The 23,458-nt window shown below is 72.1% G+C and carries 23 protein-coding genes and 1 tRNA gene; 15 read left to right on the top strand and 9 right to left on the bottom strand.

Translation table 11 applies throughout. The annotated features are described in order from the left end of the window. The first annotated feature begins 11 nt into the window (after positions 1–11). Entirely contained in the window at positions 12–1,010 is a 999-nt protein-coding gene (locus tag DEJ14_RS11975; protein ID WP_111085975.1) for a stage II sporulation protein M, read from the top strand. 13 nt (positions 1,011–1,023) lie between these two features. On the opposite strand, the gene DEJ14_RS11970 is transcribed toward DEJ14_RS11975, so the two are convergent. From DEJ14_RS11970 to DEJ14_RS11950, 5 genes are read right to left on the bottom strand one after another with little or no spacing between them, the layout of a single operon-like run. Continuing rightward, positions 1,024–2,376 carry a DUF58 domain-containing protein gene (locus DEJ14_RS11970; RefSeq protein ID WP_111085974.1) on the bottom strand — a complete coding sequence of 451 codons (1,353 nt, stop codon included), beginning with the start codon at positions 2,374–2,376 and terminating at the stop codon, positions 1,024–1,026. Continuing rightward, a complete protein-coding gene (locus DEJ14_RS11965; RefSeq protein ID WP_111085973.1) occupies positions 2,376–3,404 on the bottom strand; it encodes an AAA family ATPase in 1,029 nt (342 codons plus the stop codon). The genes DEJ14_RS11970 and DEJ14_RS11965 overlap by 1 nt, the downstream gene beginning before the upstream one ends. After that, a complete protein-coding gene (locus DEJ14_RS11960; protein ID WP_111085972.1) occupies positions 3,401–4,624 on the bottom strand; it encodes a DUF4350 domain-containing protein in 1,224 nt (407 codons plus the stop codon). Before DEJ14_RS11960 ends, DEJ14_RS11965 begins: the two co-directional genes overlap by 4 nt. Continuing rightward, positions 4,621–5,262 carry a DUF4129 domain-containing protein gene (locus DEJ14_RS11955; RefSeq protein ID WP_111085971.1) on the bottom strand — a complete coding sequence of 214 codons (642 nt, stop codon included), beginning with the start codon at positions 5,260–5,262 and terminating at the stop codon, positions 4,621–4,623. The genes DEJ14_RS11960 and DEJ14_RS11955 overlap by 4 nt, the downstream gene beginning before the upstream one ends. Next, positions 5,259–6,650, bottom strand: coding sequence for a glycerophosphoryl diester phosphodiesterase membrane domain-containing protein (locus tag DEJ14_RS11950; protein WP_111085970.1), 1,392 nt, complete (start codon positions 6,648–6,650; stop codon positions 5,259–5,261). Before DEJ14_RS11950 ends, DEJ14_RS11955 begins: the two co-directional genes overlap by 4 nt. A gap of 151 nt (positions 6,651–6,801) precedes the next feature. On the opposite strand from DEJ14_RS11950, the gene mtrA reads away from it, so the two are divergent. The 6 genes from mtrA to secA all read left to right on the top strand — a co-directional run bounded on the left by mtrA (position 6,802) and on the right by secA (position 15,511). Then, positions 6,802–7,476 (top strand): MtrAB system response regulator MtrA, encoded by a 675-nt coding sequence (mtrA, locus tag DEJ14_RS11945; protein WP_111085969.1) that lies wholly within the window; start codon positions 6,802–6,804, stop codon positions 7,474–7,476. 5 nt (positions 7,477–7,481) lie between these two features. Beyond that, on the top strand, positions 7,482–9,203 hold the full coding sequence (gene mtrB, locus DEJ14_RS11940; protein ID WP_258373313.1) for an MtrAB system histidine kinase MtrB: 1,722 nt from the start codon (positions 7,482–7,484) through the stop codon (positions 9,201–9,203). Continuing rightward, entirely contained in the window at positions 9,203–10,891 is a 1,689-nt protein-coding gene (locus tag DEJ14_RS11935) for an LpqB family beta-propeller domain-containing protein (protein WP_111085968.1), read from the top strand. The genes mtrB and DEJ14_RS11935 overlap by 1 nt, the downstream gene beginning before the upstream one ends. Before the next feature lie 100 nt (positions 10,892–10,991). Further along, positions 10,992–11,690: a ComF family protein gene (locus tag DEJ14_RS11930; RefSeq protein ID WP_111085967.1), complete on the top strand. Its 699-nt coding sequence runs from the start codon at positions 10,992–10,994 to the stop codon at positions 11,688–11,690. Between the two features lie 160 nt (positions 11,691–11,850). Continuing rightward, positions 11,851–12,552, top strand: a complete 702-nt coding sequence (gene hpf, locus DEJ14_RS11925) for a ribosome hibernation-promoting factor, HPF/YfiA family (protein WP_111085966.1) — start codon at positions 11,851–11,853, stop codon at positions 12,550–12,552. 172 nt (positions 12,553–12,724) lie between these two features. After that, complete coding sequence (secA, locus tag DEJ14_RS11920) at positions 12,725–15,511, top strand: preprotein translocase subunit SecA (protein WP_111085965.1); 2,787 nt, start codon at positions 12,725–12,727, stop codon at positions 15,509–15,511. Positions 15,512–15,593: 82 nt separating this feature from the next. On the opposite strand, the gene DEJ14_RS11915 is transcribed toward secA, so the two are convergent. Continuing rightward, positions 15,594–16,034, bottom strand: coding sequence for an Rv3235 family protein (locus DEJ14_RS11915; RefSeq protein WP_111085964.1), 441 nt, complete (start codon positions 16,032–16,034; stop codon positions 15,594–15,596). 118 nt (positions 16,035–16,152) lie between these two features. Here DEJ14_RS11915 and DEJ14_RS11910 point away from each other — a divergent pair, with 118 nt between their 5' ends. Further along, positions 16,153–17,652 (top strand): sensor histidine kinase, encoded by a 1,500-nt coding sequence (locus DEJ14_RS11910; protein WP_111085963.1) that lies wholly within the window; start codon positions 16,153–16,155, stop codon positions 17,650–17,652. Positions 17,653–17,987: 335 nt separating this feature from the next. Here the strand turns inward: DEJ14_RS11910 and DEJ14_RS11905 are convergent, their stop codons facing one another. Next, on the bottom strand, positions 17,988–18,236 hold the full coding sequence (locus tag DEJ14_RS11905) for a WhiB family transcriptional regulator (protein ID WP_017888820.1): 249 nt from the start codon (positions 18,234–18,236) through the stop codon (positions 17,988–17,990). Positions 18,237–18,496: 260 nt separating this feature from the next. Between DEJ14_RS11905 and DEJ14_RS11900 the strand changes: the two genes are divergently transcribed. Then, positions 18,497–18,919 carry a hypothetical protein gene (locus DEJ14_RS11900; protein WP_111085962.1) on the top strand — a complete coding sequence of 141 codons (423 nt, stop codon included), beginning with the start codon at positions 18,497–18,499 and terminating at the stop codon, positions 18,917–18,919. Between the two features lie 144 nt (positions 18,920–19,063). Here DEJ14_RS11900 and bcp read toward each other — a convergent pair whose 3' ends face one another. Continuing rightward, a complete protein-coding gene (gene bcp / locus DEJ14_RS11895; protein WP_111085961.1) occupies positions 19,064–19,534 on the bottom strand; it encodes a thioredoxin-dependent thiol peroxidase in 471 nt (156 codons plus the stop codon). A 93-nt stretch (positions 19,535–19,627) separates the two neighbouring features. Here bcp and DEJ14_RS11890 point away from each other — a divergent pair. Further along, positions 19,628–19,703 (top strand) — tRNA-Lys (locus DEJ14_RS11890). Between the two features lie 103 nt (positions 19,704–19,806). Here DEJ14_RS11890 and DEJ14_RS11885 read toward each other — a convergent pair. Next, positions 19,807–20,457: a YigZ family protein gene (locus DEJ14_RS11885; RefSeq protein ID WP_111085960.1), complete on the bottom strand. Its 651-nt coding sequence runs from the start codon at positions 20,455–20,457 to the stop codon at positions 19,807–19,809. Between the two features lie 76 nt (positions 20,458–20,533). Between DEJ14_RS11885 and DEJ14_RS11880 the strand changes: the two genes are divergently transcribed. The 5 genes from DEJ14_RS11880 (at position 20,534) to DEJ14_RS11860 (ending at position 23,447) form a co-directional block, all read left to right on the top strand. Further along, positions 20,534–20,974, top strand: coding sequence for a hypothetical protein (locus DEJ14_RS11880; protein ID WP_111085959.1), 441 nt, complete (start codon positions 20,534–20,536; stop codon positions 20,972–20,974). Continuing rightward, entirely contained in the window at positions 20,971–21,432 is a 462-nt protein-coding gene (locus DEJ14_RS11875; RefSeq protein WP_111085958.1) for an ImmA/IrrE family metallo-endopeptidase, read from the top strand. Before DEJ14_RS11880 ends, DEJ14_RS11875 begins: the two co-directional genes overlap by 4 nt. Next, positions 21,429–22,355, top strand: a complete 927-nt coding sequence (locus DEJ14_RS11870; protein WP_111085957.1) for a hypothetical protein — start codon at positions 21,429–21,431, stop codon at positions 22,353–22,355. The genes DEJ14_RS11875 and DEJ14_RS11870 overlap by 4 nt, the downstream gene beginning before the upstream one ends. 140 nt (positions 22,356–22,495) lie before the next feature. After that, positions 22,496–22,708 carry an SCO4848 family membrane protein gene (locus DEJ14_RS11865; RefSeq protein WP_111085956.1) on the top strand — a complete coding sequence of 71 codons (213 nt, stop codon included), beginning with the start codon at positions 22,496–22,498 and terminating at the stop codon, positions 22,706–22,708. 61 nt (positions 22,709–22,769) lie between these two features. Beyond that, positions 22,770–23,447: a response regulator transcription factor gene (locus DEJ14_RS11860; RefSeq protein ID WP_111085955.1), complete on the top strand. Its 678-nt coding sequence runs from the start codon at positions 22,770–22,772 to the stop codon at positions 23,445–23,447. Positions 23,448–23,458: the final 11 nt, after the last annotated feature.

Raw genomic sequence — 23,458 nt, 5'->3', positions numbered from 1 at the left:
AGGGGGAACACGTGGACCTGGACGCCTACGCCGAGGTGCACCGCGACCGGTGGCAGGAGCTCGACCGCCTCGCGCGCGCCCGGCACACCACCGGTGCCGACGTCGACCAGCTCGTCTCCGGCTACCAGGCCGCCGCGACGGACCTCGCCCGCATCCGCGGCGCCGCACCCCGCACCGCGACCGGCGACCGGCTGTCCCTCACCCTGTACCGCGCCCGCCTGCGCTTCACCGGCACGCCGGTCGACCCGCTCACCGCGGTCGCCCTGTTCTTCACCCGGCAGCTGCCCGCGGCGCTGTACCGGATCCGCTGGGTGACGATCTGGGTGGCGCTGGCCACCGTCGCGATCGGCGCGATCGTGGCCGTCTGGATCACGACCACACCGGGGGCGACGGCGACCTTCGGCACGCCGGAGGCGCTCCGCCAGTACGCCACGCAGGACTTCGTCGACTACTACTCCGACCACGGCCTCGGCGCGTTCACGGCGCAGGTGTGGACGAACAACGCCTACATCGCGGCCACCATGGTCGCGTTCGGCATCACGGGCGTCTTCGTGCCGTTCTCGATCATGCAGAACGCCGTCGGGCTCGGGGTCTCCGCGGCGATCATGCACTCGCAGGGCCGCCTGGCCGACTTCTTCCTCTACATCGCCCCGCACGGCCAGCTCGAGCTGTACTCGGTGTTCCTCGCCGGCGGCGCGGGCCTGATGATCTTCTGGTCGTGGGTCGCTCCGGGTCCGCACCGGACCCGTGCGCAGGCCCTCGCCGAGGACGGCCGAGCCCTCATCACGATCGCGGTCGGCCTGACGCTGACGCTGCTGCTGTCCGGCCTGGTCGAGGGCATCGTCACCCGCCAGGACTGGCCGTGGCCGGTCAAGATCGGCATCGGGACGATCGCGCTCGCCGCGGTCCTGGCGTACCAGTGGGTGCTCGGCGGTCGTGCGTACCGGGCCGGGGAGCGCGGCGACCTCGACGAGTTCGAGCGCGGCACGTCCGCCCTGGTCGCCGGGTAGCGTCCGCCCCGCTTCAGAGCCGGCCGGTCGCCTTCGCGCGCAGGTAGGCGTCCGCCACGAGCGGTGGGACGTCCTCCGGCGCGCCACGGACGACCTCGGCGCCGCTCCGGCGTGCGACGTCGGCGACGCCGTCGGCGTCGAGCAGGGTGCGTTCGGCGGCGGCCCGCCGGTACACGTCGCGCTCCGCGCCGGTGGGGAGGCCCGGCACGCGTCCGCCCCGCGCGGTGCGGATCGTCGTGGCCGGGTCCACCCCGCCGCGTGCGGTCCGCTGCACCGCCGGGTCCTCGATGCTCGTCACCACGACGGCGTGCCGCCGGGTGAGCCGGGGCAGCACCGCCAGCAGGTCGCCGGAGGCACCGACCGAGTCGAGGCTCGACGCCAGCACGACGAGCGCCCGTGACGTCGTGATCGAGTCGACGAGCGCCGGCACGGCGGACCAGTCGGTCGCGGCGAGTCCGGGTTCCGCCATCGCGAGGGCCTCACCGAAGCGCTGGACCACGTCGGTGCGGGTCGCCCCGTGCACACGGTCGTGGACGGTGTCGTCGAGGACCGCCAGGTCGACCCGGTCGCCGGCGGCTGCGGCCAGGGCGCCGAGGAGCAGCGCGGACTCGATGAAGGTGTCGAGGCGCGGTTCGTCGGCCACCCGTCCGGCCCCGGCGCGTCCGGCGTCGACGACGACCACGACCCGCCGGTCGCGCTCCGGGCGCCAGGTGCGGACCACGAGGTCCTGCCGTCGGGCGGTCGCTCGCCAGTCGATCGAGCGGACGTCGTCGCCCCGGACGTAGTCGCGCAGCGAGTCGAACTCGGTGCCGTGGCCGCGGAGCTGCAAGGTGGTCTCGCCGTCGAGTTCGCGCAACCGGGCCAGCCGTGACGGCAGGTGCCGTCGCGAGCGGAACGGCGGGGTGACGACGAGTTCGCCCGGCGCCGTGAGGACCCGTTGCCGGGCTGCGAGACCGAGCGGACCGAAGGCCCGGACCGCGACGCCGGCGGTGCGGCGTCGACCGCGGCGGAACGGGGTGAACCGCATGCGGGCGGTCCGTCGTTCGCCCGGGGGCACCGTCATCCGGATCCGGCGCGGCCGGTGTCCGGCAGAGGGCTCCCACATGTCGCGGACGATGCTCCGGAGCACCCGCCCGCCGTCGTTCGCGAGCACGAGCGTGCCGTCGGCGGTGCTGTCCCGACGGGCCAGTCGCGGCATCCGCCGCTCGACCCGCACGCGTGCCAGGTCGGCGGCGAGCAGCACGTCGAGGGCCGCGGCGAGCAGCACGACCACGACCCACGCCAGGCCGGCCCACCCGCTGGCGAGCAGCACGGTGGGCACGATGGCGACGGCGAGCAGCGCGACGAACCGGCCGGAGACCGCCACTAGATCGGCACCCGCACCTGCTCGAGCACCTGCTGGAGCACCCCGTCGGCGCCGACGCCCTCGAGCTCGGCGTCGGCGGCCACCCGGAGCCGGTGGCGCCAGACCGGCAGGGCCATCGCCTGCACGTGGTCGGGCGTGATGGCGTCGTAGCCGGTGAGCCACGCCCAGGCCTTCGCGGCGGCGAGCAGGGCCGTCGCACCGCGCGGGCTGACCCCGACCCGGACGGACGGTGCCTGACGGGTCGCGCGGGCGAGGTCGACGATGTACGCCAGCACGTCGTCACGGGCACCGACGGCCCGGACGGCGCGCTGCGCGGCGAGGACCTCGTCGACGCCGACCACGGGGGTGATGCCCGCCGACCGGACGTCCCGCGGCACGAAACCGTCGGCGTGCCGGCGGAGGACCTGCCACTCGACGTCGCGCGGCGGGATCTCGAGCGTCAGCTTCATCAGGAAGCGGTCGAGCTGCGCCTCGGGGAGCGTGTACGTGCCCTCGAACTCGATCGGGTTCATGGTCGCGGCGACGAAGAACGGGTCGGGCAGGAGCCGGGCGTCGCCGTCCACGCTGACCTGGCGTTCCTCCATCGCCTCGAGCAGGGCGGACTGGGTCTTCGGGGGCGTGCGGTTCACCTCGTCGGCGAGCAGCACGTTGGTGAACACGGGGCCCTCGCGGAACGGGAACGTGCCGGTGGAGGCGTCGTACACGAGCGAACCGGTCACGTCGCCGGGCATCAGGTCCGGCGTGAACTGGATCCGCTTCGTGTCGAGGGACATCGCGGCGGCCAGGCTGCGGACGAGCAGGGTCTTGGCGACGCCGGGCACGCCCTCGAGCAGCACGTGCCCCTGCGCCAGGAGTCCGACGATCATGCCGGACACCGCGCCCTCCTGTCCGACGACGGCCTTGGCGACCTCGGCCCGGACCCGCCCGAAAGCGTCGCGGAGCCCGGGGTCGTGCTGGTTCCGGTCGTGCGGGGCGCGGTCGCCCGGCGCGGGGACGTGCTGGTCGGGGGCAGCTGGCAGGTCGGTCACGGTCGTGCTCCTGGTCGGTCGTGGTCGGTGCTGGGACGGTCGCCCGAGGTGGATCGTCGGAGGGCCCGCTCGAGGTCGTCGAGTGCCCTCGTGCCGTCGACGAGGGCGCGGTCGTCGAGGGTCGGACCGCCGACGAGGACGGCGCCGACGCGGTCGTGCGGGATGCCGGTGGCGCGGGCGGCTGCGCGGACGACGTCGTCGACGTGCGCGGACCGGGGGAGTCCGAGCAACCGGCCGATCCGGCGGACCGCGGCGACGCGGAGGGTGTCCAGGGCGTGGGTGCGGTCGTGGGTGCGGGCGTACATCCGGGCCCGGCCCTCGGTGGTCTCGGCGGCGCGGACCACGACGGGCATCCGCTCGACGACGAGCGGCCCGAGACGTCGGCCCCGCCACACCGCGGCGGCGACGGCCACCAGGGCCAGCAGCGCGAGGCCGCTCGGCACCCACGGCGGTGCGAGCTCCCCGAGTGTCGGGGCTGCGTCGGGGGCGCCGACGGTCGGCGTGTACCAGGTGAGCCGGTCGTCCGAGCCGAGCAGGCCGAGGGCGAGCGCGGCGTTCCCGGCGGTCGTGATCGTGTCGTTGCGGAAGGCCGAGCTGGTGCCGACGAGGGTGACGTCGCCGCCGGCCGTCGCCGTGCGGACGAGGCCCCAGGCTCGGTCCTCGCCGCTGCCGGACGGCGCGCAGCGGTCCGCGTCGGGGTCGTCGACCGTGTAGCCGTACCCGGCGGTGGACACCCGCGCAGCCGACGCCGCGGCCGGGATCGCACAGGACGCGGTGGACACGGTGTCGCCGCCCTCGGGCGCGGTGGCCGTGGTGACGTCGAGGCCGAACGACGCGAACGGGGTCGAGTCGACGCCCACCAGGACCACGTGCTCGGCGGTCCGGGCGATGCGCTCGGCGACGCCTGGGTCGAGGACACCGTCGGAGTCGTCGACGAACACCGTGCCACCGTCGATCCCGTCGGCACGGTCGGTCACCCGGACGGAGGTGCCACGCTGCTCCAGGACCCGGACCAGCGCGGCCGATCCGCTCGCGGTGGTCGAGGTCGGGTCGAGGGGACGTCGCTCCGGCGGCTCGGCGCCCTGCACCACGGCCGTGAGCACCGCGAGCACGATCCCGACGAGCACGATGGCGATCCAGAAGCCGAACCGGAACCGTCGGCTCTCGCGCTGCTCCGGTCGGGGTGCGGCCGTACGCGGCACGTCGGTGGCGGTGCTCATGCGGGCACCACCGGCCCCGTGGACCTGGCCGGACGGGCCTGGCGCACGCCCCGCTCGGTGTCGAGGACCCGGCGAGCAGTGGCCTCGTCGGCGTCGAGCCCGAGGTAGCGGACGGCGTCGAAGGCCGTTGCGGCGTCGTCGAGCGCCGCGGCCTCGGCGGGGAAGGGCACGGCTGCGCGGGCGGCGATGGTGCGTGCGGTCGCCCCGGGGACGTCGGGGACCAGGTCGCGCTCGCCGAGGCCGCGGGCGGTTGCCCGGAAGCCGTCGAGGACCGCGGCCGACCAGTCGCCCCGGCGGATCGCGGACTGTGCGGCGTCGAGCAGTTCCCGGGCGGAGCGGAGGTCGTCGTCGTCGAACACCCCGCCGGCGTCGTCCGCGCCGCTGCGTGCACGACGTCGGGGGAGCCCGCGGGCCACGACGACGAGCACGACGACGGCGACGAGCACCACGATCGCGATCACCAGGGCCGTGCGGGCCGCGACGGGGGAGTCGAGTCCGTCGGCGCGGAGCGACCCGAGCCAGTCGAGGAACGTCCGTGACGCGCGGTCCCACCAGGTCACGTGCGCGCCGTCGTACGCGGGGCGGTCGAGTTCGCGTTCGAGCAGACGGCGGGCCTCGCCGGGGTCGACCGCGGTCATGCGGTCCCGTCCGGCGGGCGGTGCTGCCCCTGCTGCGGCGGGTGTTGCGGGTGTTGCGGCCACGGTTGCTGCTGTCCGGGCCAGGGCTGCTGCGCCTGCTGCTGTCCGGGCCACGCCTGCGGGGGCTGTCCGGGCCACTGCTGCGGCTGCTGCTGCGCCCACGGCTGCTGCTGCCCGGCCCACTGCTGCGGCGGCCACGGCGGTCGGGAGACCGGCGCGGACGGTGCGAACGGGTCGGCCGGCTCCCCGGTGTCGAGGTGCGAGGCGATGCGCTGGTCGAGGGCCTCGGTCCGGATCCGCCGGTCGATGGTCAGGAAGGTGACGACCGCTGCGCTCAGCACGTCGGTGACGCACTGCACCGCGATCGCGAGCAGGCTGCCGATGACGATCAGGACGAGGGCGCCCGCACCGATGCCCGAGGACGCGTCGGTCTGCCCGAGCGGGTCGAACACGCCGCCGACGAGCACGGCCCCGATGGTGAGCGGTGCCGACGCGATCGACGCCGCGACGCCGAACATCACCTGCACGAGCAGCAGGACGCCGAAGGTCCGCCAGAACGCACCGCGGGTCAGCCGCCACGACTGCGCGGCGGCGGCGAAGACCGGACGACCCTCGAGCGCGATGGTCGGCACCGTGAAGGCGAAGCGGATGCCGAGCCAGGTCAGCACCACGCCGAGGCCGAGGACCATCACGAAGACGGCGAGCACGAACCACCCGGCGCTGGCGTCCCCGGCGCCGAGCGCCGCGAAGAACGCGACGAAGACCACCGCGACGATGATCCCGACGACGAGCCCCGCGCCGATCTGCACGAACATCCACGCGACGACCGGCCACCGCCGCCCGGCGAGCAGCGCCCACAGGCCCCGGAAGGTCGCGCGACGGCCGAGCACCCGCTGGCCGGTGTCCGCGGCGACCGGTGCCACCAGGAAGCCGCGACCGAGGTACGCCAGGAACGGCAGGCCGATCGTCAGCAGGATCCACAGCGTCACCGAGCCCGCCACGATCGTGTCGCCACCACCGCTGCCGTCGAACGCCGTCATCATCCGCGACTGCAGCGCCTGCTGGCCGAACGTGCTGACGAGGGTGGAGAGCAGCCCGAGCACGCCGCTCAGCAGCACGCTCCAGAGCAGCAGGACGCGGGCGTTGCGGCGGAAGACCGTGAAGGCGCCGCCGAGCACGTCACCGAACCCGAGGGGGCGCAGGGGGATCACCGGACGCGAGCCGGACGGCGGACGACCGCCGGGGGGTCGACCCGGCCCCGGGGTGGGCGGCGGCGGCGCGGAGAACCGGGGCGGGCCTCCCGGCTGTCCCTGCCACGCACCCTGCTGCCCGGCGCCCTGCTGCCCGGCACCCTGCTGACCACCGCCAGGCGTCTGCCAATCGGACATGACCTCGGCCCCCTTCGTCGTGTCGGTCCGCGCTGCGACGCGCGGTCCACCTCCATCCTGGCGGAAAACGCCGCGTGACGGGGCCTCGGCTATCGTGTGGGGACACGTGCCGACCCGGCACCACCCGCACGCCACACGGAGTCCACATCACATGACACCGCGCATCCTCGTCGTCGACGATGACCAGGCCCTCGCCGAGATGATCGGCATCGTCCTCCGCTCGGAGGGCTACGAACCCGAGTTCAGCGCCGACGGCAACGACGCCGTCGACGCGTTCCACAGCACGAAGCCGGACCTCGTCCTGCTCGACGTGATGCTCCCGGGCATCGACGGCATCGAGGTCTGCAAGCGCATCCGTGCCGAGAGCGGCACGCCGATCATCATGCTCACCGCCAAGAGCGACACCGCCGACGTCGTCCTCGGCCTCGAGAACGGTGCCGACGACTACGTCGTCAAGCCGTTCAACCCGAAGGAGCTCGTCGCCCGCATCCGCACGCGGCTGCGGCCGAGCGCCACCGACGCCACGGTCCTGCACGTCGGTGACGTCACGGTCGACGTCGCCGGGCACGAGGTCCGCCGCGGTGACACCGTCATCCCGCTCACCCCGCTCGAGTTCGACCTGCTCCGCGCGCTCGCCGAGAAGCCGAACCAGGTCTTCACCCGCGAGATGCTGCTCGAGCAGGTCTGGGGCTACCACTACAAGGCCGACACCCGCCTGGTGAACGTGCACGTCCAGCGCCTGCGCGCGAAGATCGAGCACGACCCGGACAACCCGAAGACCGTCACCACGGTCCGCGGCGTCGGGTACCGGGCCGGAGGAGCCTGACCACCGTGCCGCCCGCCCCGCCCGCCGGCACCGCTCCCGGCACGGCAGCAGGCGCCGCCCCCGGCACGGCCACCGTGTCGATCGGGGTGGTCGGCCGCGGCCGACGACGGATGCGCCGCTGGGTCCGTCGTGGCTGGCGGCCCGTCGCGTACGTGTGGCGTCGGTCCCTGATGTTCCGCTCGGTCGCCATCACCGTGATGACGACCGGACTGGCGGTCGGGATCATCGGCACCGCCGTCATGGTGAGCATCTCGACGAACGTCTACTCGCAGCGCCGCGACCAGATCGAGTCCGAGTCGGCCCGCGCGACCATCGTCGCGCAGGGGATCTTCGACGCCGCCACCGCTGCCGAGGACAACAACCAGTCCGAGCTCGAGACGCTGCAGAACGAGGCGCAGCAGGCGATCCTGTCGAACACGACGAGCCCCGGCGGCACGAGCATCGCGATCGAGCGGAGCCCCGACCAGTCCACCCCGCAGACGCTGCAGACCATCGCGAGCCAGGACTTCCCGGACGCCGTCATCACGGACGCCCTGCGCAAGGAGGTCGGCGCGAACACCGGGAAGCTCAGCCTGCAGCCGGTGCAGCTCGACGACGACGGCCGCCGCGTGCCCGGGCTCGCCGTCGGCTCGACGCTGCAGATCCCGAGCGCCGGCCAGTACGAGCTGTACCTCGTCTACGACCTGTCCGATGCCCAGCAGACCCTCGACTTCGTGTCGCAGACGCTCTCGATCGGCGGCGTCGCGCTCATGGTGCTCATCGCCCTGGTGACGTCGCTCGTGGTCCGGTTGGTCGTCGTCCCGATCCGCGAGGCGGCGGAGACGAGCCGCAAGATCGCCGCCGGACGCCTCGACGAACGCATCCCGGTGCGCGGCCAGGACGACCTGGCGACCCTCGCGCGGAGCTTCAACGGCATGGCCGAGGCGGTCAGTCGGCAGATCACCCAGCTCGCCGAGCTCTCGCGCGTGCAGCAGCGCTTCGTGTCCGACGTGTCCCACGAGTTGCGCACGCCGCTCACCACCATCCGGCTCGCCGGCGACATGCTGTTCGACTCGCGGCACGCGTTCGAGCCCTCGGTCGGGCGCTCGGCCGAGCTCCTGCACGCCCAGGTGGAGCGGTTCGAACTGCTGCTCGCCGACCTGCTCGAGATCTCCCGCTACGACGCGCAGGCCGTGCAGCTCGACACGGAGCCGTCGGTGCCGGCGGCGCTCGCCGCGGACATCGTCGAGGAGTTCCGCCCCCTGGCCGAACGCGCCGGCATCGACCTGCAGCTCGCCACACCCGGCGGCCACACCACGATGCGACTCGACGCCAAGCGCGTCCGCCGCATCCTGCGCAACCTGGTCGGCAACGCGATCGAGCACGGTGACGCCAAGCCCGTCCAGGTCGTCGTCGACAGCGATGCCCGCACGGTCGCCATCGCGGTGCGCGACCAGGGCGTCGGCATGCCGCCGGAGGACGCCAGCCGCGTGTTCGACCGGTTCTGGCGCGCCGACCCGAGCCGCAAGCGCACCATCGGCGGCACCGGCCTCGGGCTCGCGATCAGCCTGGGGGACGCGAAGCTGCACGGCGGCCGGATCGACGTGTGGTCCCGCCCAGGGCAGGGATCGACGTTCGTGCTCACGCTGCCGCGCAACGAACAGGCCGCCACGGCGACGTCGGCGATCCCGCTGCCCGAGCTCGACGAGTCGTACGACGGCCCCCGCGCCGTGCGAGAGGAGTCCTGATGCGCCGCCGTCCCCGTCTCCGGCACGTCGTGGCCGCGGCCCTGGCCGCTCTCGGCGTGTTCGCCCTGACCGCCTGCGCCGCGATCCCCGTCTCCGGCGACGTCCGCACCGGGCAGACGATCAAGGACGAGTCGCTCTCCGGCGTCGACTTCCGGCCGGACAAACCGATCACCGGCTCCGACCAGACCGCGATCCTGCGCGGGTTCATCGCGGCGGCGACCGGTGCGCAGGACAACTACGCCATCGCCCGGCAGTTCCTCGCCTCGGACTTCTCGCAGCAGTGGAACCCGCGGCAGGGCGTCACGATCCGCGACGGCAGCGGCACCGTCGAGCGCGCCGACGACCGCGAGCTGACGTACACGCTCACCGCGAGCGCGACCGTCGACTCCGAGGGGGAGTACACCCAGGCGGTCCGCCCGACCTCGTCCACGCTGACGTTCCAGTTCACCCGCGAGGACGGCGAATGGCGCATCGCCTACGCCCCCGACGGCATCATCCTGTCCCCGGTGAGCTTCGACTCCGTCTTCCAGCAGCACGCGCTGTACTTCTACGACCCGACGTTCCGGTTCCTCGTGCCCGACGAGCGCTGGTTCCTCGCCCGCTCGTCCACCAGCACCCGCATCGCCAGCGCCCTGATGGCCGGTCCCGCCGACTGGCTCAAGGGTGCCGTCGTCTCGTCGTTCCCCGAGGGCACCCAGCTCTCCCTGAACGCGGTCACCATCGACAGCGGCACGGCACTCGTCGACCTGTCCAGCGACGCCCTGCGCGCCAGCACCGTCGACCGCGTCCGGATGCGCGAGCAGCTGAGCAAGTCGCTCGCCTCGGTCGCCACCATCTCGTCGGTGTCGATGACCATCGAGGGCGCGAGCCTGTCCGTCCCCGACTCGAGCGGGGCGAACGCGCAGCAGAACCCGGACGTCGACCCCCGCCCCCTCGTCGACGAGGACGGTGTGGTCGGCTACGCGGCCACGGGAACCGGCAAGGTCTCGAAGCTCGGCGGCGGCGTCGGCGACACCGTGGCCGGCCTCGACCCGACCTCGATCTCGCTGTCCGCCTCCGGCACCACGGCCGCCGTCGGCAACCGCGACGGTGCCGTCGTCGTCCGCGGCGACGACCACCTGCGCGTCGACGCCCGCGAGGACCTCGTCGCCCCCGCGATCGACGACCTCGGGTTCGTCTGGGTCGGCCAGTCGTCGGACACCCGCCGGATCACCGCCTACGGCCTCGGCGGCGACCCGCACCAGGTCGCGACGTCGTTGCCGCGCGGCGACCTCGTGTCGTTCCAGGTGTCCCGCGACTCGACCCGGGCACTCGCCCTGATCCAGACCGCCGACGGCCCCGGCCTGTACGTGATGGCGATCATCCGCGGGTCCGACCGGTCCCCGACGTCGTTCGGCGCAGCCGTCCGGGTGCAGGCGGCCACCGGCGACGCCGTCGGGGCGACGTGGGTGAACGACACCGACGTGGCCTCGGTCGGGCAGACCACGGCCGGGCCGAACGTCGTCCGGACCACCATCGGCGGGCAGTCGAGCACCCTGCCGAAGCCGGACGGGCGCGCGACCTCGATCAGTGGTGGGAGCGGTGGTGCGCTGCTGCTCCGGATGTCGAGCGGGTCGGTGCTGCAGTCCACCGGCGGCGGTTGGGACACCACCGGCGTGACCGCGGACGTGCTCGGCGTCCAGCGCTGACGTCGCGGTCCCCCCTCCACACCCACCCCGGCCGGGAGGCCCGTCCACCGTCCGCCCCGTCGGTTCACGACCGCCGTGCGGTCGCCACCACACTCGTCGCATGCGCACCGAGGACCCGCCCACCGAGGACCGGTCCACCGCGGACCCGCTCACCCCGTGGCGCGACGCGGCGCTCGCGGTGCTCGGCTTGTTCCTGCCGGTGGAGTGCCTGGGCTGCGCACGGCCGGACCGTGCGCTCTGCCGAGCCTGCCGCGCCGCCCTGGCCGCACGCCCGCGTCGGGTCCGACTCGTCGCGGGCGTGCGGCTCGACGCCGCCTTCGAGTACGAAGGACTCGTCCGCACCCTGCTGCTCGAGCTGAAGCTGCGCGGTCGGGTGGACGTCGCACGACCGCTCGGCGCTCGCTTCGGTGCGCTCGTGCGTGTCGCGCTCGCCGAGGCACCCGTCGGCACCGTCGTGCTGCGGGTCCCGCCGTCGCGGGCGGGGGCACGGCGTCGGGGGTTCGACCCCGTGGTGCTGCTGCTCGCCCGCGGTGGCGTCCGCGGCACCGGGCGGCTCCGGCGGGCGCGGGTCCGAGGTGGACCGGCGAACGGTGAGCCGGGCCAGAAGGAACGGACGGCGATCGAGCGGGTCGCCGCGACCGTCGGCACGCTGCGGGCGTGCGGGGTCGACGGGCGGGACGTGGTGCTCGTGGACGACGTCGTGACGACCGGCGTCACGATGGCCGAGGGGGTGCGGGCGGTCCGCGCCGCGGGCGGCCGGGTCGTCCGGTGCGTGGCCGTCGCGAGCGTCGAGGACTGACGGCTCGGTGAACACCGGGTGACCGCTGTGCGTCCGGTGGGTGTCCTGCGGACTCGCCGACGCGCCGTGACGCGGGACCTGCGGCGGGTCTAGCCTCGCGGCAAGGCGTTCGGGTTCGCCGGATGGAGGCGACGCGCCGAAGCTCGATGGGAGCCGCGACATGGACGTGACGATCACAGGCCGGAACGTCGGGGTCACCGACCGATTCCGCACCTACGTCGAACAGAAGTCCGAGAAGATCGACGTGCTCGCTGACCGTGCGCTCGCCTTCGAGGTGCGCATCAGCCGCCACCACGAGAAGTCGGGCAGCAGCCAGGGCGAGGACCGCATCGAGCTGACGCTCATCGGTCCCGGGCCCCTCGTACGGGCGGAGTCCGCGGCGTCCGACAAGTACGCCGCCTTCGACCTCGCCTTCGCCCGCATCATGGAGCGTCTGCGTCGTGCTCGTGACCGGCGCAAGGTGCACCGCGGTCGTCACCGCCCGACCTCGGTGGCCGAGGCTGCCGGCAGCGGTTTCGACGGCATGGGGGTGGTCCCCGCTGACGGCCGCCTCATCGAGGACGTCGCCACCGGCGCGGTCCCGGTCGTCGACGCCGACGCACCGGAGGACGAGGACGACGAGGTCTACAGCCCCGTGGTCATCCGGCACAAGGTCTTCGAGGCCGCCCCGATGACCGTCGACGACGCCCTGTACTTCATGGAGCTCGTCGGACACGACTTCTACCTGTTCGTGGACGCCGAGACCCACCGCCCGAGCGTCGTCTACCGACGCAAGGGCTGGGACTACGGCGTGATCGGCATCGACGACCAGACCGGCGCCGCGGCGTCGGTGGACGCCGAGCCGGCCGCCGCGCTCGCCTGACGCGATCGCTGCGGACACCGTCCGACCCGTGTGTGCGCGGTCCGTCCGCGGGCCGCGCACACCGCTGCCCCCCCCACCGACGCCCCTCACAGCGCACGGCACCGGGGGGTTGCTAGCATGACTGGTCGATCGGGCGCGCAGGTCGCGCACGACGACCCCGTAAGGAGCTCACGTGGCAAACGTGCTGGAGAAGGTCCTCCGCATCGGCGAAGGACGCACCGTCCGCCGGCTGAAGGCGTACGCCTCGGCGATCAACGACCTCGAGGACGACTTCTCGAGCCTCACCGACGAGGAACTCCAGGACGAGACGAAGGAGCTGCGCGAGCGGTACGCCAACGGCGAGACCCTCGACGACCTGCTCCCCGAGGCGTTCGCCGCCGTGCGGGAAGCAGCGAAGCGCACCCTCGGCATGCGGCACTTCGACGTGCAGCTCATGGGCGGGGCGGCCCTGCACCTCGGCAACATCGCCGAGATGAAGACCGGTGAGGGCAAGACCCTCGTCGCGACGACGGCGGCCTACCTCAACGCGATCCCGTCGCGCGGCGTGCACGTCATCACGGTCAACGACTACCTGGCGTCGTACCAGTCCGAGATCATGGGTCGCGTCTTCCGCGCCCTCGGCATGACGACCGGCTGCATCATCGCCAACCAGACGCCGGCCGAGCGCCGCGAGCAGTACGCGGCGGACATCACCTACGGCACGAACAACGAGTTCGGCTTCGACTACCTGCGCGACAACATGGCGTGGCAGGCCTCCGACATGGTGCAGCGCGGCCACTTCTTCGCCGTGGTCGACGAGGTCGACTCGATCCTCATCGACGAGGCCCGCACACCGCTCATCATCTCCGGCCCGTCCTCGGGCGAGGCCAACCGGTGGTTCACGGAGTTCGCCTCGATCGCCAAGCGCCTGACCCCGGGCGAGGACTACGAGGTCGACGAGAAGAAGCGCACCGTCGGCGTGCTCGAGCCCGGCATCGAGAAGGTCGAGGACTACCTCGGCATCGACAACCTGTACGAGTCGGCGAACACCCCGCTCATCTCGTTCCTCAACAACTCCATCAAGGCCGTCGCCCTGTTCAAGCGCGACAAGGACTACGTCGTGATGAACGGCGAGGTGCTCATCGTCGACGAGCACACCGGCCGCATCCTGATGGGCCGTCGCTACAACGAGGGCATCCACCAGGCGATCGAGGCGAAGGAGAACGTCGAGGTCAAGGCGGAGAACCAGACCCTCGCCACGGTCACGCTGCAGAACTACTTCCGGCTCTACCAGAAGCTCTCCGGCATGACCGGTACCGCCGAGACCGAAGCGGCCGAGTTCATGTCGACCTACAAGCTCGGCGTGGTCCCGATCCCGACGAACAAGCCGATGCAGCGCATAGACCAGACCGACCTGGTCTACAAGAACGAGAAGTCGAAGTTCGAGCAGGTCGCCGAGGACATCGCCGAGCGCCACGAGCAGGGCCAGCCCGTCCTCGTCGGCACCACGAGCGTCGAGAAGTCCGAGTACCTGTCGAAGCTCCTCGCCAAGAAGGGCGTGAAGCACGAGGTCCTCAACGCGAAGAACCACGCGCGTGAAGCCGCGATCGTCGCCCAGGCCGGTCGCCTCGGCGCCGTCACCGTCGCGACGAACATGGCCGGCCGAGGCACCGACATCATGCTCGGCGGCAACTCCGAGTTCCTCGCGGTGCAGGAGATGCACGCCAAGGGCCTGTCGCCGACCGAGACCCCCGACGAGTACGAAGCCGAGTGGGACGAGGTCTTCGCCCGCGTCAAGGCCGAGGTCGAGGTCGAGGGCGACAAGGTCCGCGAGGCCGGTGGGCTCTACGTCCTCGGCACCGAGCGCCACGAGTCGCGCCGCATCGACAACCAGCTGCGCGGTCGTTCCGGTCGTCAGGGTGACCCGGGCGAGAGCCGCTTCTACCTGTCGCTCACCGACGACCTCATGCGCCTGTTCAACTCCGGTGCCGCCGAGAGCCTCATGGGCCGCTCGAACGTGCCGGACGACCTGGCGATCGAGAACAAGCTCGTCGGCCGTGCGATCCGTTCCGCCCAGGCGCAGGTCGAGGGCCGGAACGCCGAGATCCGCAAGAACGTCCTGAAGTACGACGACGTCCTGAACCGGCAGCGCGAGGCGATCTACAGCGACCGCCGCCACATCCTCGAGGGCGACGACCTGCACGACCGCGCGCAGTCGTTCCTCAAGGCCGTCATCGACGACGTGATCGACACCCACACCGGTGAGGGCTCGCCGGACGACTGGGACCTCGACGCCATGTGGACCGAGCTCGGCACGCTCTACCCGATCTCGATCTCCATCGACGAGGTCATCACCGAGGCCGGCTCGAAGGGCAAGGCGTCGCGCGACTTCCTCGGTCGCGAGATCCTCTCCGACGCCAAGCTGGCGTACTCCACGCGTGAGGAACTCCTCGGCGACGAGGCGATGCGCGAGCTCGAGCGTCGTGTCGTGCTGTCGGTGATCGACCGTCGCTGGCGCGATCACCTGTACGAGATGGACTATCTCAAGGACGGCATCGGCCTCCGCGCCATGGCTCAGCGTGACCCGCTCGTCGAGTACCAGCGCGAGGGCTACGCGCTGTTCCAGACGATGATGGGCCAGATCCGCGAAGAGTCGGTCGGCTACCTGTTCAACCTCGAGGTCCAGGTGCAGTCCGACGGCGAGAACGCCGTCATCGAGGCCAAGGGCCTCGGCGAGGACGAGGTCTCCGGCCTCGAGTACTCGGCACCGTCGATCGACGGCGAGGTCGAGGTGCGCGACGAGAAGGGCCGCCTCGAGCAGGCCGCGACGGCGCGCGCGCAGCAGGCCCAGGCCCAGGCCGAGGCGGAGGCAGCTGCCGAGCCCGAGCAGGGCTCCGCGTTCGGCAACGCGGCCACGGCTTCCGGCCAGGCAGCTGCGGCCGGCAACCGCGCCGAGCGTCGTCAGGCGTCGAAGAAGTAGTCCGCGTGCGCGACAGCGCATCGTGAGCAGCAATGGTCGGGTCCCGCCTCGGGACCCGACCATTGCTGCTCACCGAGCGCGGCTACAGGACACCGATCGCGGTCGCCCGCCACCTGCCGTCCCGCGTCTCCAACCGCATCGCCACGGCGCGTGCATGACTGCGCGTGTGCACGACGACGGTCGCCTCGGCGACGCCGTCGGCCGGTCGGCAGACGAGCACGCTGCCGACCCGCAGCACCGGGCGGCTCCGCGACCGCCGGCGCACCGAGCGGGCGTGCGCGGCCACGGCTGCACGTTGCTGCAGATGTCGGTGCACGTCGTCGGTGATCCAGCGGGCGATGCTGTCGACCTCGCGGGCCCCGGTCAGGACCTCGGCGACGCACAGGCCGAGGGCGCGTGCGGTGTCCGCCGGGTCCGGTGGACCGCTCGCCGGTTCGTCGACCGGCTGCGGTTCGACGATCGTGAGCGGCGGCGAGTGCGCCGTCGTCGTCGTGTGGTCGATCCGGCGTGCCTGCTCTGCCACCCCTGCCCCTTCCGTTGCTGGAGCGAGCGTATGGGGCGTGCAACATGAGAAATACGAAGCTGTTGGGCCTGTGGAGAGGGCGACGTTCTCCACAAGACGGCGCACCTAGACTGGCTGGGTGTCGACCCTCAGTGACCTCGTCCTCGCGCAAGGCCGTTCCTCCGAAGCCGATGTGGAGTGGCTCCACCTGCTCGTGGGGGACTGGCAGCTCCTCGCCGACCTGTCCTTCGCCGACATGGTGCTGTGGGTGCCGACTGCCGAGGACGGCTCGTTCGTCGCCGTGGCACACGCCCGACCGAGCTCCGCGGCCACGCTGTTCTACCGCGACATCGTCGGGCAGGAGATCCGCGAGGAGTGGCGCGGCCAGGTGACCGAGAGCTTCGCCGGCGCCCGCGTCGTCGACTCCGCCGAGCCCGACTGGTACGAGGACACCCCCACCCGGGTCCGCGCGATCCCAGTACTGCGGCGGCTCAGTGCCAAGAGTGCGGAGACCACCGAGCGGCCGATCGCCGTCGTCACGCGCCACTCCAACCAGGACGAGATGCGGACGCCGAGCCGTCAGGAACTGAACTTCACCGCGAGTGCGAACGACCTGTTCGGCATGATCGCGACGGGCGACTTCCCGGACCTCGGCGCACCGGCCGGTCCGCGCCGCGGCGCCCCGCGCGCCAGTGACGGCCTGCTGCGCCTCGACACCGCCGGCATCGTGACGTTCGCCAGCCCGAACGGCCTGAGCGCCTTCAACCGGATGGGCTTCGAGGGGGAGCTCGAGCGGAAGTCGTTGGCCGAGGTCACCACCGAGCTCATCGGCGCGCAGCTCGACGTCGACGAGTCGCTTCCCCTCGTCGTCACCGGTCGCGCTCCGTGGCGGGCCGACATCGAGTCGAAGGGCGTGACGGTGTCGCTGCGGTCGATCCCGCTCCGCGACCACGGCGACCGCATCGGTGCGATCGTGCTCTGCCGCGACGTGTCGGAGCTCCGGCACCAGGAGCGCGAGCTCATCACCAAGGACGCGACGATCCGCGAGATCCACCACCGCGTCAAGAACAACCTGCAGACGGTGGCGTCGCTGCTGCGCATCCAGGCTCGTCGCACGCACTCCGACGAGGCACGGACCTCGCTGCAGAACGCCATGCGTCGCGTGGCAGCCATCGCGGTCGTGCACGACACGTTGTCGAGCGGCCTGAGCCAGACGGTCGACTTCGACGACGTCTTCGACTCGGTGCTCAAGCTCGTCACCGAGGTCGCCGCGTCGCACAACACCACCGTGCACCCGAAGAAGACCGGCGAGTTCGGGGTGCTGCCGTCCGAGGCTGCCACGCCGCTCGCACTCGGGCTCACCGAGCTCGTCACGAACGCCGTCGAGCACGGGCTGGACGGCCGCGACGGCGAGGTCGAGATCGTCGCCCGCCGGTTCGACGACCACCTGGAGATCGAGGTCCGTGACAACGGCGTGGGTCTGCCCGAGGGGAAGGTCGGGTCGGGCCTCGGCACCCAGATCGTCCGCACGCTCATCCAGGGCGAGCTCGGCGGCACGATCGACTGGCACACCCTGACCGGCAGCGGTACCGAGGTGACGATCACCATCCCGTTCCGCTGGCTGACCGCTCCCGCCTAGCCCCTGCGCCGCGCCGCGCCCGCGGGAGTTGCGCGTCGGGTTCGCGCCCGCGCACGGGCATTGCGCCCCGGCTCTTCGGGGCGCAATGCCCTTGCGGGGGCGCGCATGGGCGCCCCCGCATCTGCGGGGCACCCGCCGCCGCGCCCGCGCCGAGCTTCCGAGATCTGCGCATCTCGGCGTGCGATCGCGCGTGTTGTGGAACCTCGACGGTCAGCGCGCGGCGTGTTGTGGAACCCCGAGGACCAGCGCCCCGCGCCGCCCCGCCGACCACGGGCAGGACGACGCCCGCCGTCCCCGAGGGGACGACGGGCGTCAGTGCGTCAGGCGGGACCGGGTCAGGAAGCGCGGCGGGCGCGGGCGGCGCGACGCTTCAGCGCACGACGCTCGTCCTCGCTGAGGCCACCCCAGACGCCGGAGTCCTGGTTGTTCTCGAGTGCGTACTGCAGGCACATCTCGGTGACCGTGCAGCGCGCACAGACCGACTTGGCCTTCTCGATCTGATCGACGGCGGGCCCGGTGTTCCCGACGGGGAAGAAGAGCTCGGGGTCCGCGGTGAGGCAAGCTGCCTTGTCACGCCAGTCCATGTGTGGTGCTCCTTGATGTCGATGCTCGAACGGCAGGCCGGGGCCGGGGTTCGGGGGATCGGAACGCTGACCATGCATGAGGCATGAGGGGACAACTGTGGGGAGGAGTCCGCTGGAAGCGAGTCTGACGCCCGCGTGACGCTCGGGGGAGGAGCGACGAACCACGGGAGACGCACACCACATCGTGCCGTCCAAACGACCTCGAATATCGTTCCATACTGGTAGGGGCAAATCAAGGGTTCCGATGCTGGAGGATCACTGTGCACGATGACGACCCGACGGCGGTCGACCGTCCTGAGCGACGCTCACGCGCGCTGATCGGCCTGCTGGTGGTGGTCGGCCTCGAGTTCGCGGCGCTCGTCGTGGTCACGGTCGTCCTGGTCGTCGAGCTGATCGTCGCGCCGGCGTCGAGCCTTGCGTCCGGGATCGCCCTGACGATCCTGTCGGCCGTCGCGGCGCTCTGGCTCGGTGCGCTCCTGAACGGCCTGTGGAAGCGGCGCGCTTGGGTGCGCTCGGGGATCATCGTCTGGCAGGTCCTGCAGGGTGCGATCGCGATCGGCGCGTTCCAGGGCGTCTTCCGCGAGCCGGCGGTCGGCTGGGTCCTGCTGATCCCCGCACTGCTCGGCATCACGTTCGTGCTGTCGCGGTCGGTGACGGCCGCGCTCGCGCGTCCGGTGGAGTAGCGCGCGCCCCGCACGGGGCGACGCGCCAGCGGCGCGCGGCGCCAGCGCCGGCCGAGCCTGCGAGGGCGGTCTGCAGACAGCGCACTGGAGGCCCGGTGCCGGTTCTCGGAACCGGCACCGGGCCTCCAGTGCGTGGCCGGGTCCTCAGACCAGGCCGAGCTTCTTCCGCAGGCTCGCCACGTGTCCGGTCGCCTTGACGTTGTACAGCGGCAGCTGCACGGTGCCGTCCTCGTCGACGACGATCGTGGAGCGGATCGTGCCGGTCACGATCTTGCCGTAGTTGTTCTTCTCGCCCCACGCGGCGTACGCCTTGTGCACCGCGAGGTCCGGGTCGCTCAGCAGTGGGAACGTGAGCGCCTGCTCGTGCTGGAAGGTCTTGAGCTTCGCCTGCTCGTCCTTCGAGACGCCGAGGACCTCGTAGCCGGCTGCCTGCAGCGACGACATGTTGTCGCGGAAGTCGCAGGCCTCGGTGGTGCAACCGGGGGTGGACGCCGCCGGGTAGAAGTACACGATGACCTTCTTGCCCCGCAGTGCGGCGAGCGAGTGCTCGACGCCGTCCTGGTCCGGCAGTGTGAAGTCGGGGGCGGTGTCGCCGGCGGCGAGACGGTCGGTCATGGTGCTCCTGTTCGCTTGGTGCCCACGAGTGGTCGTGAGCGCGCAGAACCCATGCTATTGTTGATTCCCGTTGCGGCACGGAAGCCGGAACATGCACCTCTAGCTCAATTGGCAGAGCAACTGACTCTTAATCAGTGGGTTCTCGGTTCAAGTCCGAGGGGGTGCACCACAACAACGAAGGCCCCGACTCATCGAGTCGGGGCCTTCGTGCGTTCCGGGGGTGTGCACGCGTTCCGAGCGGGACACGCCCGAGGTGCGTCCGGCGGTCGGATTCAGTCCGCGGCGACGTCGACGATCCGTTCCGCGCCGATCACGAGATCGACGGCGCCGGCGGAGGCCGCTGCGAGGTCGGCGGTCAGGGTCGCGAGCGCGTCGGCGGGCACCCACACCTCGAACGTCGCCGCGCGTCCGTAGGTCGTCGTACCGAGGGTCGCGTGGTGGTGCCGGACCCAGTCGCGCAGGACGTTGTCGAGCCGGCCGGCCTCGGCGTGCGGGGCGTCGAAGTGCACCTGCGTGAGCGCCTCGCGCCGGACGAGCGAGGCAGTGTCGAGGGCCTCGGAGACCGAGGTCGAGTAGGCGCGGACGAGTCCGCCGGCGCCGAGCTTCACGCCGCCGAAGTAGCGCGTCACGACGGCGACCACGTCGGTGAGGTCGCGGCGGCGTATCACCTCGAGCATCGGCACGCCCGCCGTGCCCGACGGTTCACCGTCGTCCGACGACCGAGCCTGGTCGCCGAGCGTGCCGGTGACCATCGCGGTGCAGTTGTGCCGGGCGTCCCAGCGGCGCCGTTTCACCTCGGCGATGACCCGTTCGGCGTCCGCGACGTCCGACACGGGGGCGACCGTGGTGATGAACCGCGACTTCGTGATGACGATCTCGTGCTCGACCGGGGCGGCGATCGTCGCGGGGAAGCTGCGGGCCATGCCCTCGAGGCTAACGGCGTGCACGGTGTCCGCCGCGCTACGATGTCGTGCACGCACGGCTGGGGAGGAGTCCGACATGGAGACCGGTGATCCGAGGGGCGGGGTCCTGGACGCCGCCGAACTCGCACGGCGCATCAACCTGCTGCTCGACTTCGAGGAGTCCCAGCGCGGTACCCCGGTGCCGTTCGCCTCGATCGAGGAGTACGTCGCCGCCCGCGGCGGTTCGCTCTCGCGGGCGAAGTGGACCTACATGCTCTCCGGCGACGGCCGACGCAACCGCGACACCGAGCTCCTGCGGCTCCTCGCCGGGTACTTCGAGGTCGACGAGCGCTTCCTGCTCGAGGACAGCGACGTCCCCGAGCGCATCGGCGCCCAGCTCGCCCTCGTCCGCTCCCTGCGCTCCGCTCGCGTGAGCGGGTTCGCTGCACGCACGTTCCCCGGCGAGCTCTCGCCCGAGGCGCTGCGGCGCATCGCCGAGGTGCTCGAGGAGGAATCACAGCGCGGGAGCGTGGCGTGACCGACCCGCTGCTCGAGTCCTTCTGGGCACGCGGCGCGGTCGAGGGGTGGTCCGACGTCGACCAGGCCGTCGCCGCCGCGGCCGTCGTCGTGGACAAGCCCATCGTCGTCCGCGAAGAGGCGTTCCTGGCGACGGAGCCGGTGTGCGGCTTCGTCGCCACGCTCGAGCACGCCCACCTGATCATGATCTCGCCGACCGCGTCGCCGACCTTCCGGGCGTTCGTCATCGGACACGAGCTCGGTCACGTCCTGCACCGGCACCAGGAGCACGCGCCACAGTCGGCCTACATCCGCGACGTCATCCCGGACCTGCCCGAGTACAAGGTCGAGCGGGCGCTGGCGCGGGGGATGTTCTCGAACGCGTACGAGCACGAGGCCGAGGTCTTCGCCGACGCGCTCGCGACGCTCATCCGGCGGCACCGCGGCCGCCCGAGCGCCTTCCGCGGGGTCTTCGGGTGATCGTCGCCGTCGTCCAGGCGGTGCTGCTCATCGCCGGGACGATCGCGCTCTTCGTCCTGCAACGCGGGCAGGACCGGACCCTGGCGGTGACCTTCCTGCTGTTCGCCGGCACCATCGTCACGAACGTCGATCCGCTGTACCGGTGGCTCGACCCGCTGCTCGGCGGCTCCAACGTGGTGACCGTGGTCAGCGACTGCCTGATGGTCGCCGGCACGAGCACGCTGCTCTGGGGCGTGGCGAAGGCGGTCGGGGCGGCGCGGCCCTGGCTCCGGAACGCGATCGTGGTGTCGTGCGCCGCGGTGGTGGTCGTGGTGGTCGTCGCCTTCGTGGTGCTAGACAGGCCCGCCACCACGACGACGTTCATGCTCGACGCCGGGTCGCACCCGGCCGCGACCGTCTACTCGATCGCGCAGACCGTGTACCTCGGGGTGGCGCTCGGCGCGACGGGCCTCATCTGCGTCCTCCGCCTGCGCGAGGCGCGGACGACGACGGACCTGGTCGGGCTGTGGGTGCTGGTGCTCGGCGGTGTCCTCGGGGTCGTCCGGATGGTCGTCGTCGTGGTCATGGACCTGGCGCACGTCCTGGGGGACCTCGACCGGATGCGCTCCCTCGCGCTGCCGTACGACGTCACGACGCCCGGTGCCGTGATCTGCGTCTCGACGGGGATGCTGCTGCTCGTCGTCGGACACCGGGTCTCGCGACGTCGGCGCACCCGCCGGGTCGACGCGGCGCTGCGCCGTCTCGAGCCGCTGCACGAGCGGATCGGTGCCGACAACGCCTACCCGTCGACCGATGACCCCGCCACGCGGTTGAGCCGCGCGATCGTCGAGGTCAACGACGGGCTCCGGCGGACGCGAGCGCCGTTGACCGATGCCGAGCGAGCCGTCCTCGCCGAGGCCGAATCAGCGCTCGACTCCGTGTAGCCCGAAGGGGTGGCTCGACGGTCTCCCGACGCCCGTGTAGGGTTTGTAGCAAGTGCTACAGATCCTGTGGCTCATCGGTGGGACTCGGCCGCGTTGGGGGCGGCCGAGCACCACCGACACTCGTTGTCTAGACTCGGACGGTGCTCGTCTTCGCCGCAGTCGTCCTGTTCATCGGTGCCGTCTTCAACGTCGTCACCTGGCCGCGCTTCTTCCAGCGCGTCGCGAAGGACACCCGCGCGCGGGACGCCGCGGGCAAGCCGACGACGTTCTACACGGTGCACCTCGTGCTGCTGCTCATCGCGCTCGCCATCGCCGTGGCCGCGGTCGTCGCCGGGATCCTGCTGCTGGTCTGAGCCGATCGCCGTCGGGCGTCGCTTCAGCGCTGCTTCAGGGCGGCACGGCAGGATCGTCGCCATGCGTGTCCTGGTGGTCGACGACGAGGTGCGGCTCGCCGACGGCGTCCGTCGCGGCCTCGAGGCCGAGGGGTGGGCGGTCGACGTCGCCCACGACGGCGTCGACGGTCTGTGGCACGCCCGCGAGTTCCGCTACGACGCGATCGTCCTCGACCTCATGATGCCGGGGATGAGCGGATGGGCGGTCTGCGCCCAGCTCCGGGCCGACCAGGACTGGACGCCGGTGCTCATGCTCACCGCCAAGGACGGCGAGTGGGACCAGGTCGAGGCCCTCGACGCGGGCGCCGACGACTACGTCACGAAGCCCTTCTCGCACCCGGTCCTCGTCGCCCGGCTGCGCGCGCTCGTCCGCCGCGGTGCGCGGGAGCGCCCGGCGGTGCTGACCCTCGGCGACCTGGTCGTCGACCCGGCCGCACGGACGGTGACGCGTGCGGGAGCCCCCGTCGACCTGACGAGCCGCGAGTTCGCGGTGCTCGAGTACCTCGCGCGGCGCTCCGGGCAGGTGTGCTCGAAGCGCGAGGTGATCGAGAACGTCTGGGACGTCGACTTCGAGGGCGACCCGAACATCGTCGAGGTGTACGTCGGGCACCTCCGGCGCAAGCTCGACCGGCCGTTCGGGCGGACGTCACTCGAGACCGTCCGCGGTGCGGGCTACCGACTGGCGGCCGACGGTGGCTGACCGGGGGACGG

Source organism: Curtobacterium sp. MCJR17_020 (assembly GCF_003234365.2).
Classification (GTDB): Bacteria; Actinomycetota; Actinomycetes; order Actinomycetales; family Microbacteriaceae; genus Curtobacterium.
Note: the sequence above shows the minus strand (reverse complement) of the source record. Positions and strands in the feature narration are given on the sequence as shown.

Bases quoted from the DNA above. Each gene is read 5' to 3' on its own strand.
- DEJ14_RS11960 (WP_111085972.1), bottom strand. From the start codon at position 4,624: ATGAGCACCGCCACCGACGTGCCGCGTACGGCCGCACCCCGACCGGAG.
- DEJ14_RS11955 (WP_111085971.1), bottom strand. From the start codon at position 5,262: ATGACCGCGGTCGACCCCGGCGAGGCCCGCCGTCTGCTCGAACGCGAA.
- DEJ14_RS11950 (WP_111085970.1), bottom strand. From the start codon at position 6,650: ATGTCCGATTGGCAGACGCCTGGCGGTGGTCAGCAGGGTGCCGGGCAG.
- mtrA (WP_111085969.1), top strand. From the start codon at position 6,802: ATGACACCGCGCATCCTCGTCGTCGACGATGACCAGGCCCTCGCCGAG.
- DEJ14_RS11935 (WP_111085968.1), top strand. From the start codon at position 9,203: ATGCGCCGCCGTCCCCGTCTCCGGCACGTCGTGGCCGCGGCCCTGGCC.
- DEJ14_RS11930 (WP_111085967.1), top strand. From the start codon at position 10,992: ATGCGCACCGAGGACCCGCCCACCGAGGACCGGTCCACCGCGGACCCG.
- hpf (WP_111085966.1), top strand. From the start codon at position 11,851: ATGGACGTGACGATCACAGGCCGGAACGTCGGGGTCACCGACCGATTC.
- DEJ14_RS11905 (WP_017888820.1), bottom strand. From the start codon at position 18,236: ATGGACTGGCGTGACAAGGCAGCTTGCCTCACCGCGGACCCCGAGCTC.
- bcp (WP_111085961.1), bottom strand. From the start codon at position 19,534: ATGACCGACCGTCTCGCCGCCGGCGACACCGCCCCCGACTTCACACTG.
- DEJ14_RS11885 (WP_111085960.1), bottom strand. From the start codon at position 20,457: ATGGCCCGCAGCTTCCCCGCGACGATCGCCGCCCCGGTCGAGCACGAG.
- DEJ14_RS11880 (WP_111085959.1), top strand. From the start codon at position 20,534: ATGGAGACCGGTGATCCGAGGGGCGGGGTCCTGGACGCCGCCGAACTC.
- DEJ14_RS11860 (WP_111085955.1), top strand. From the start codon at position 22,770: ATGCGTGTCCTGGTGGTCGACGACGAGGTGCGGCTCGCCGACGGCGTC.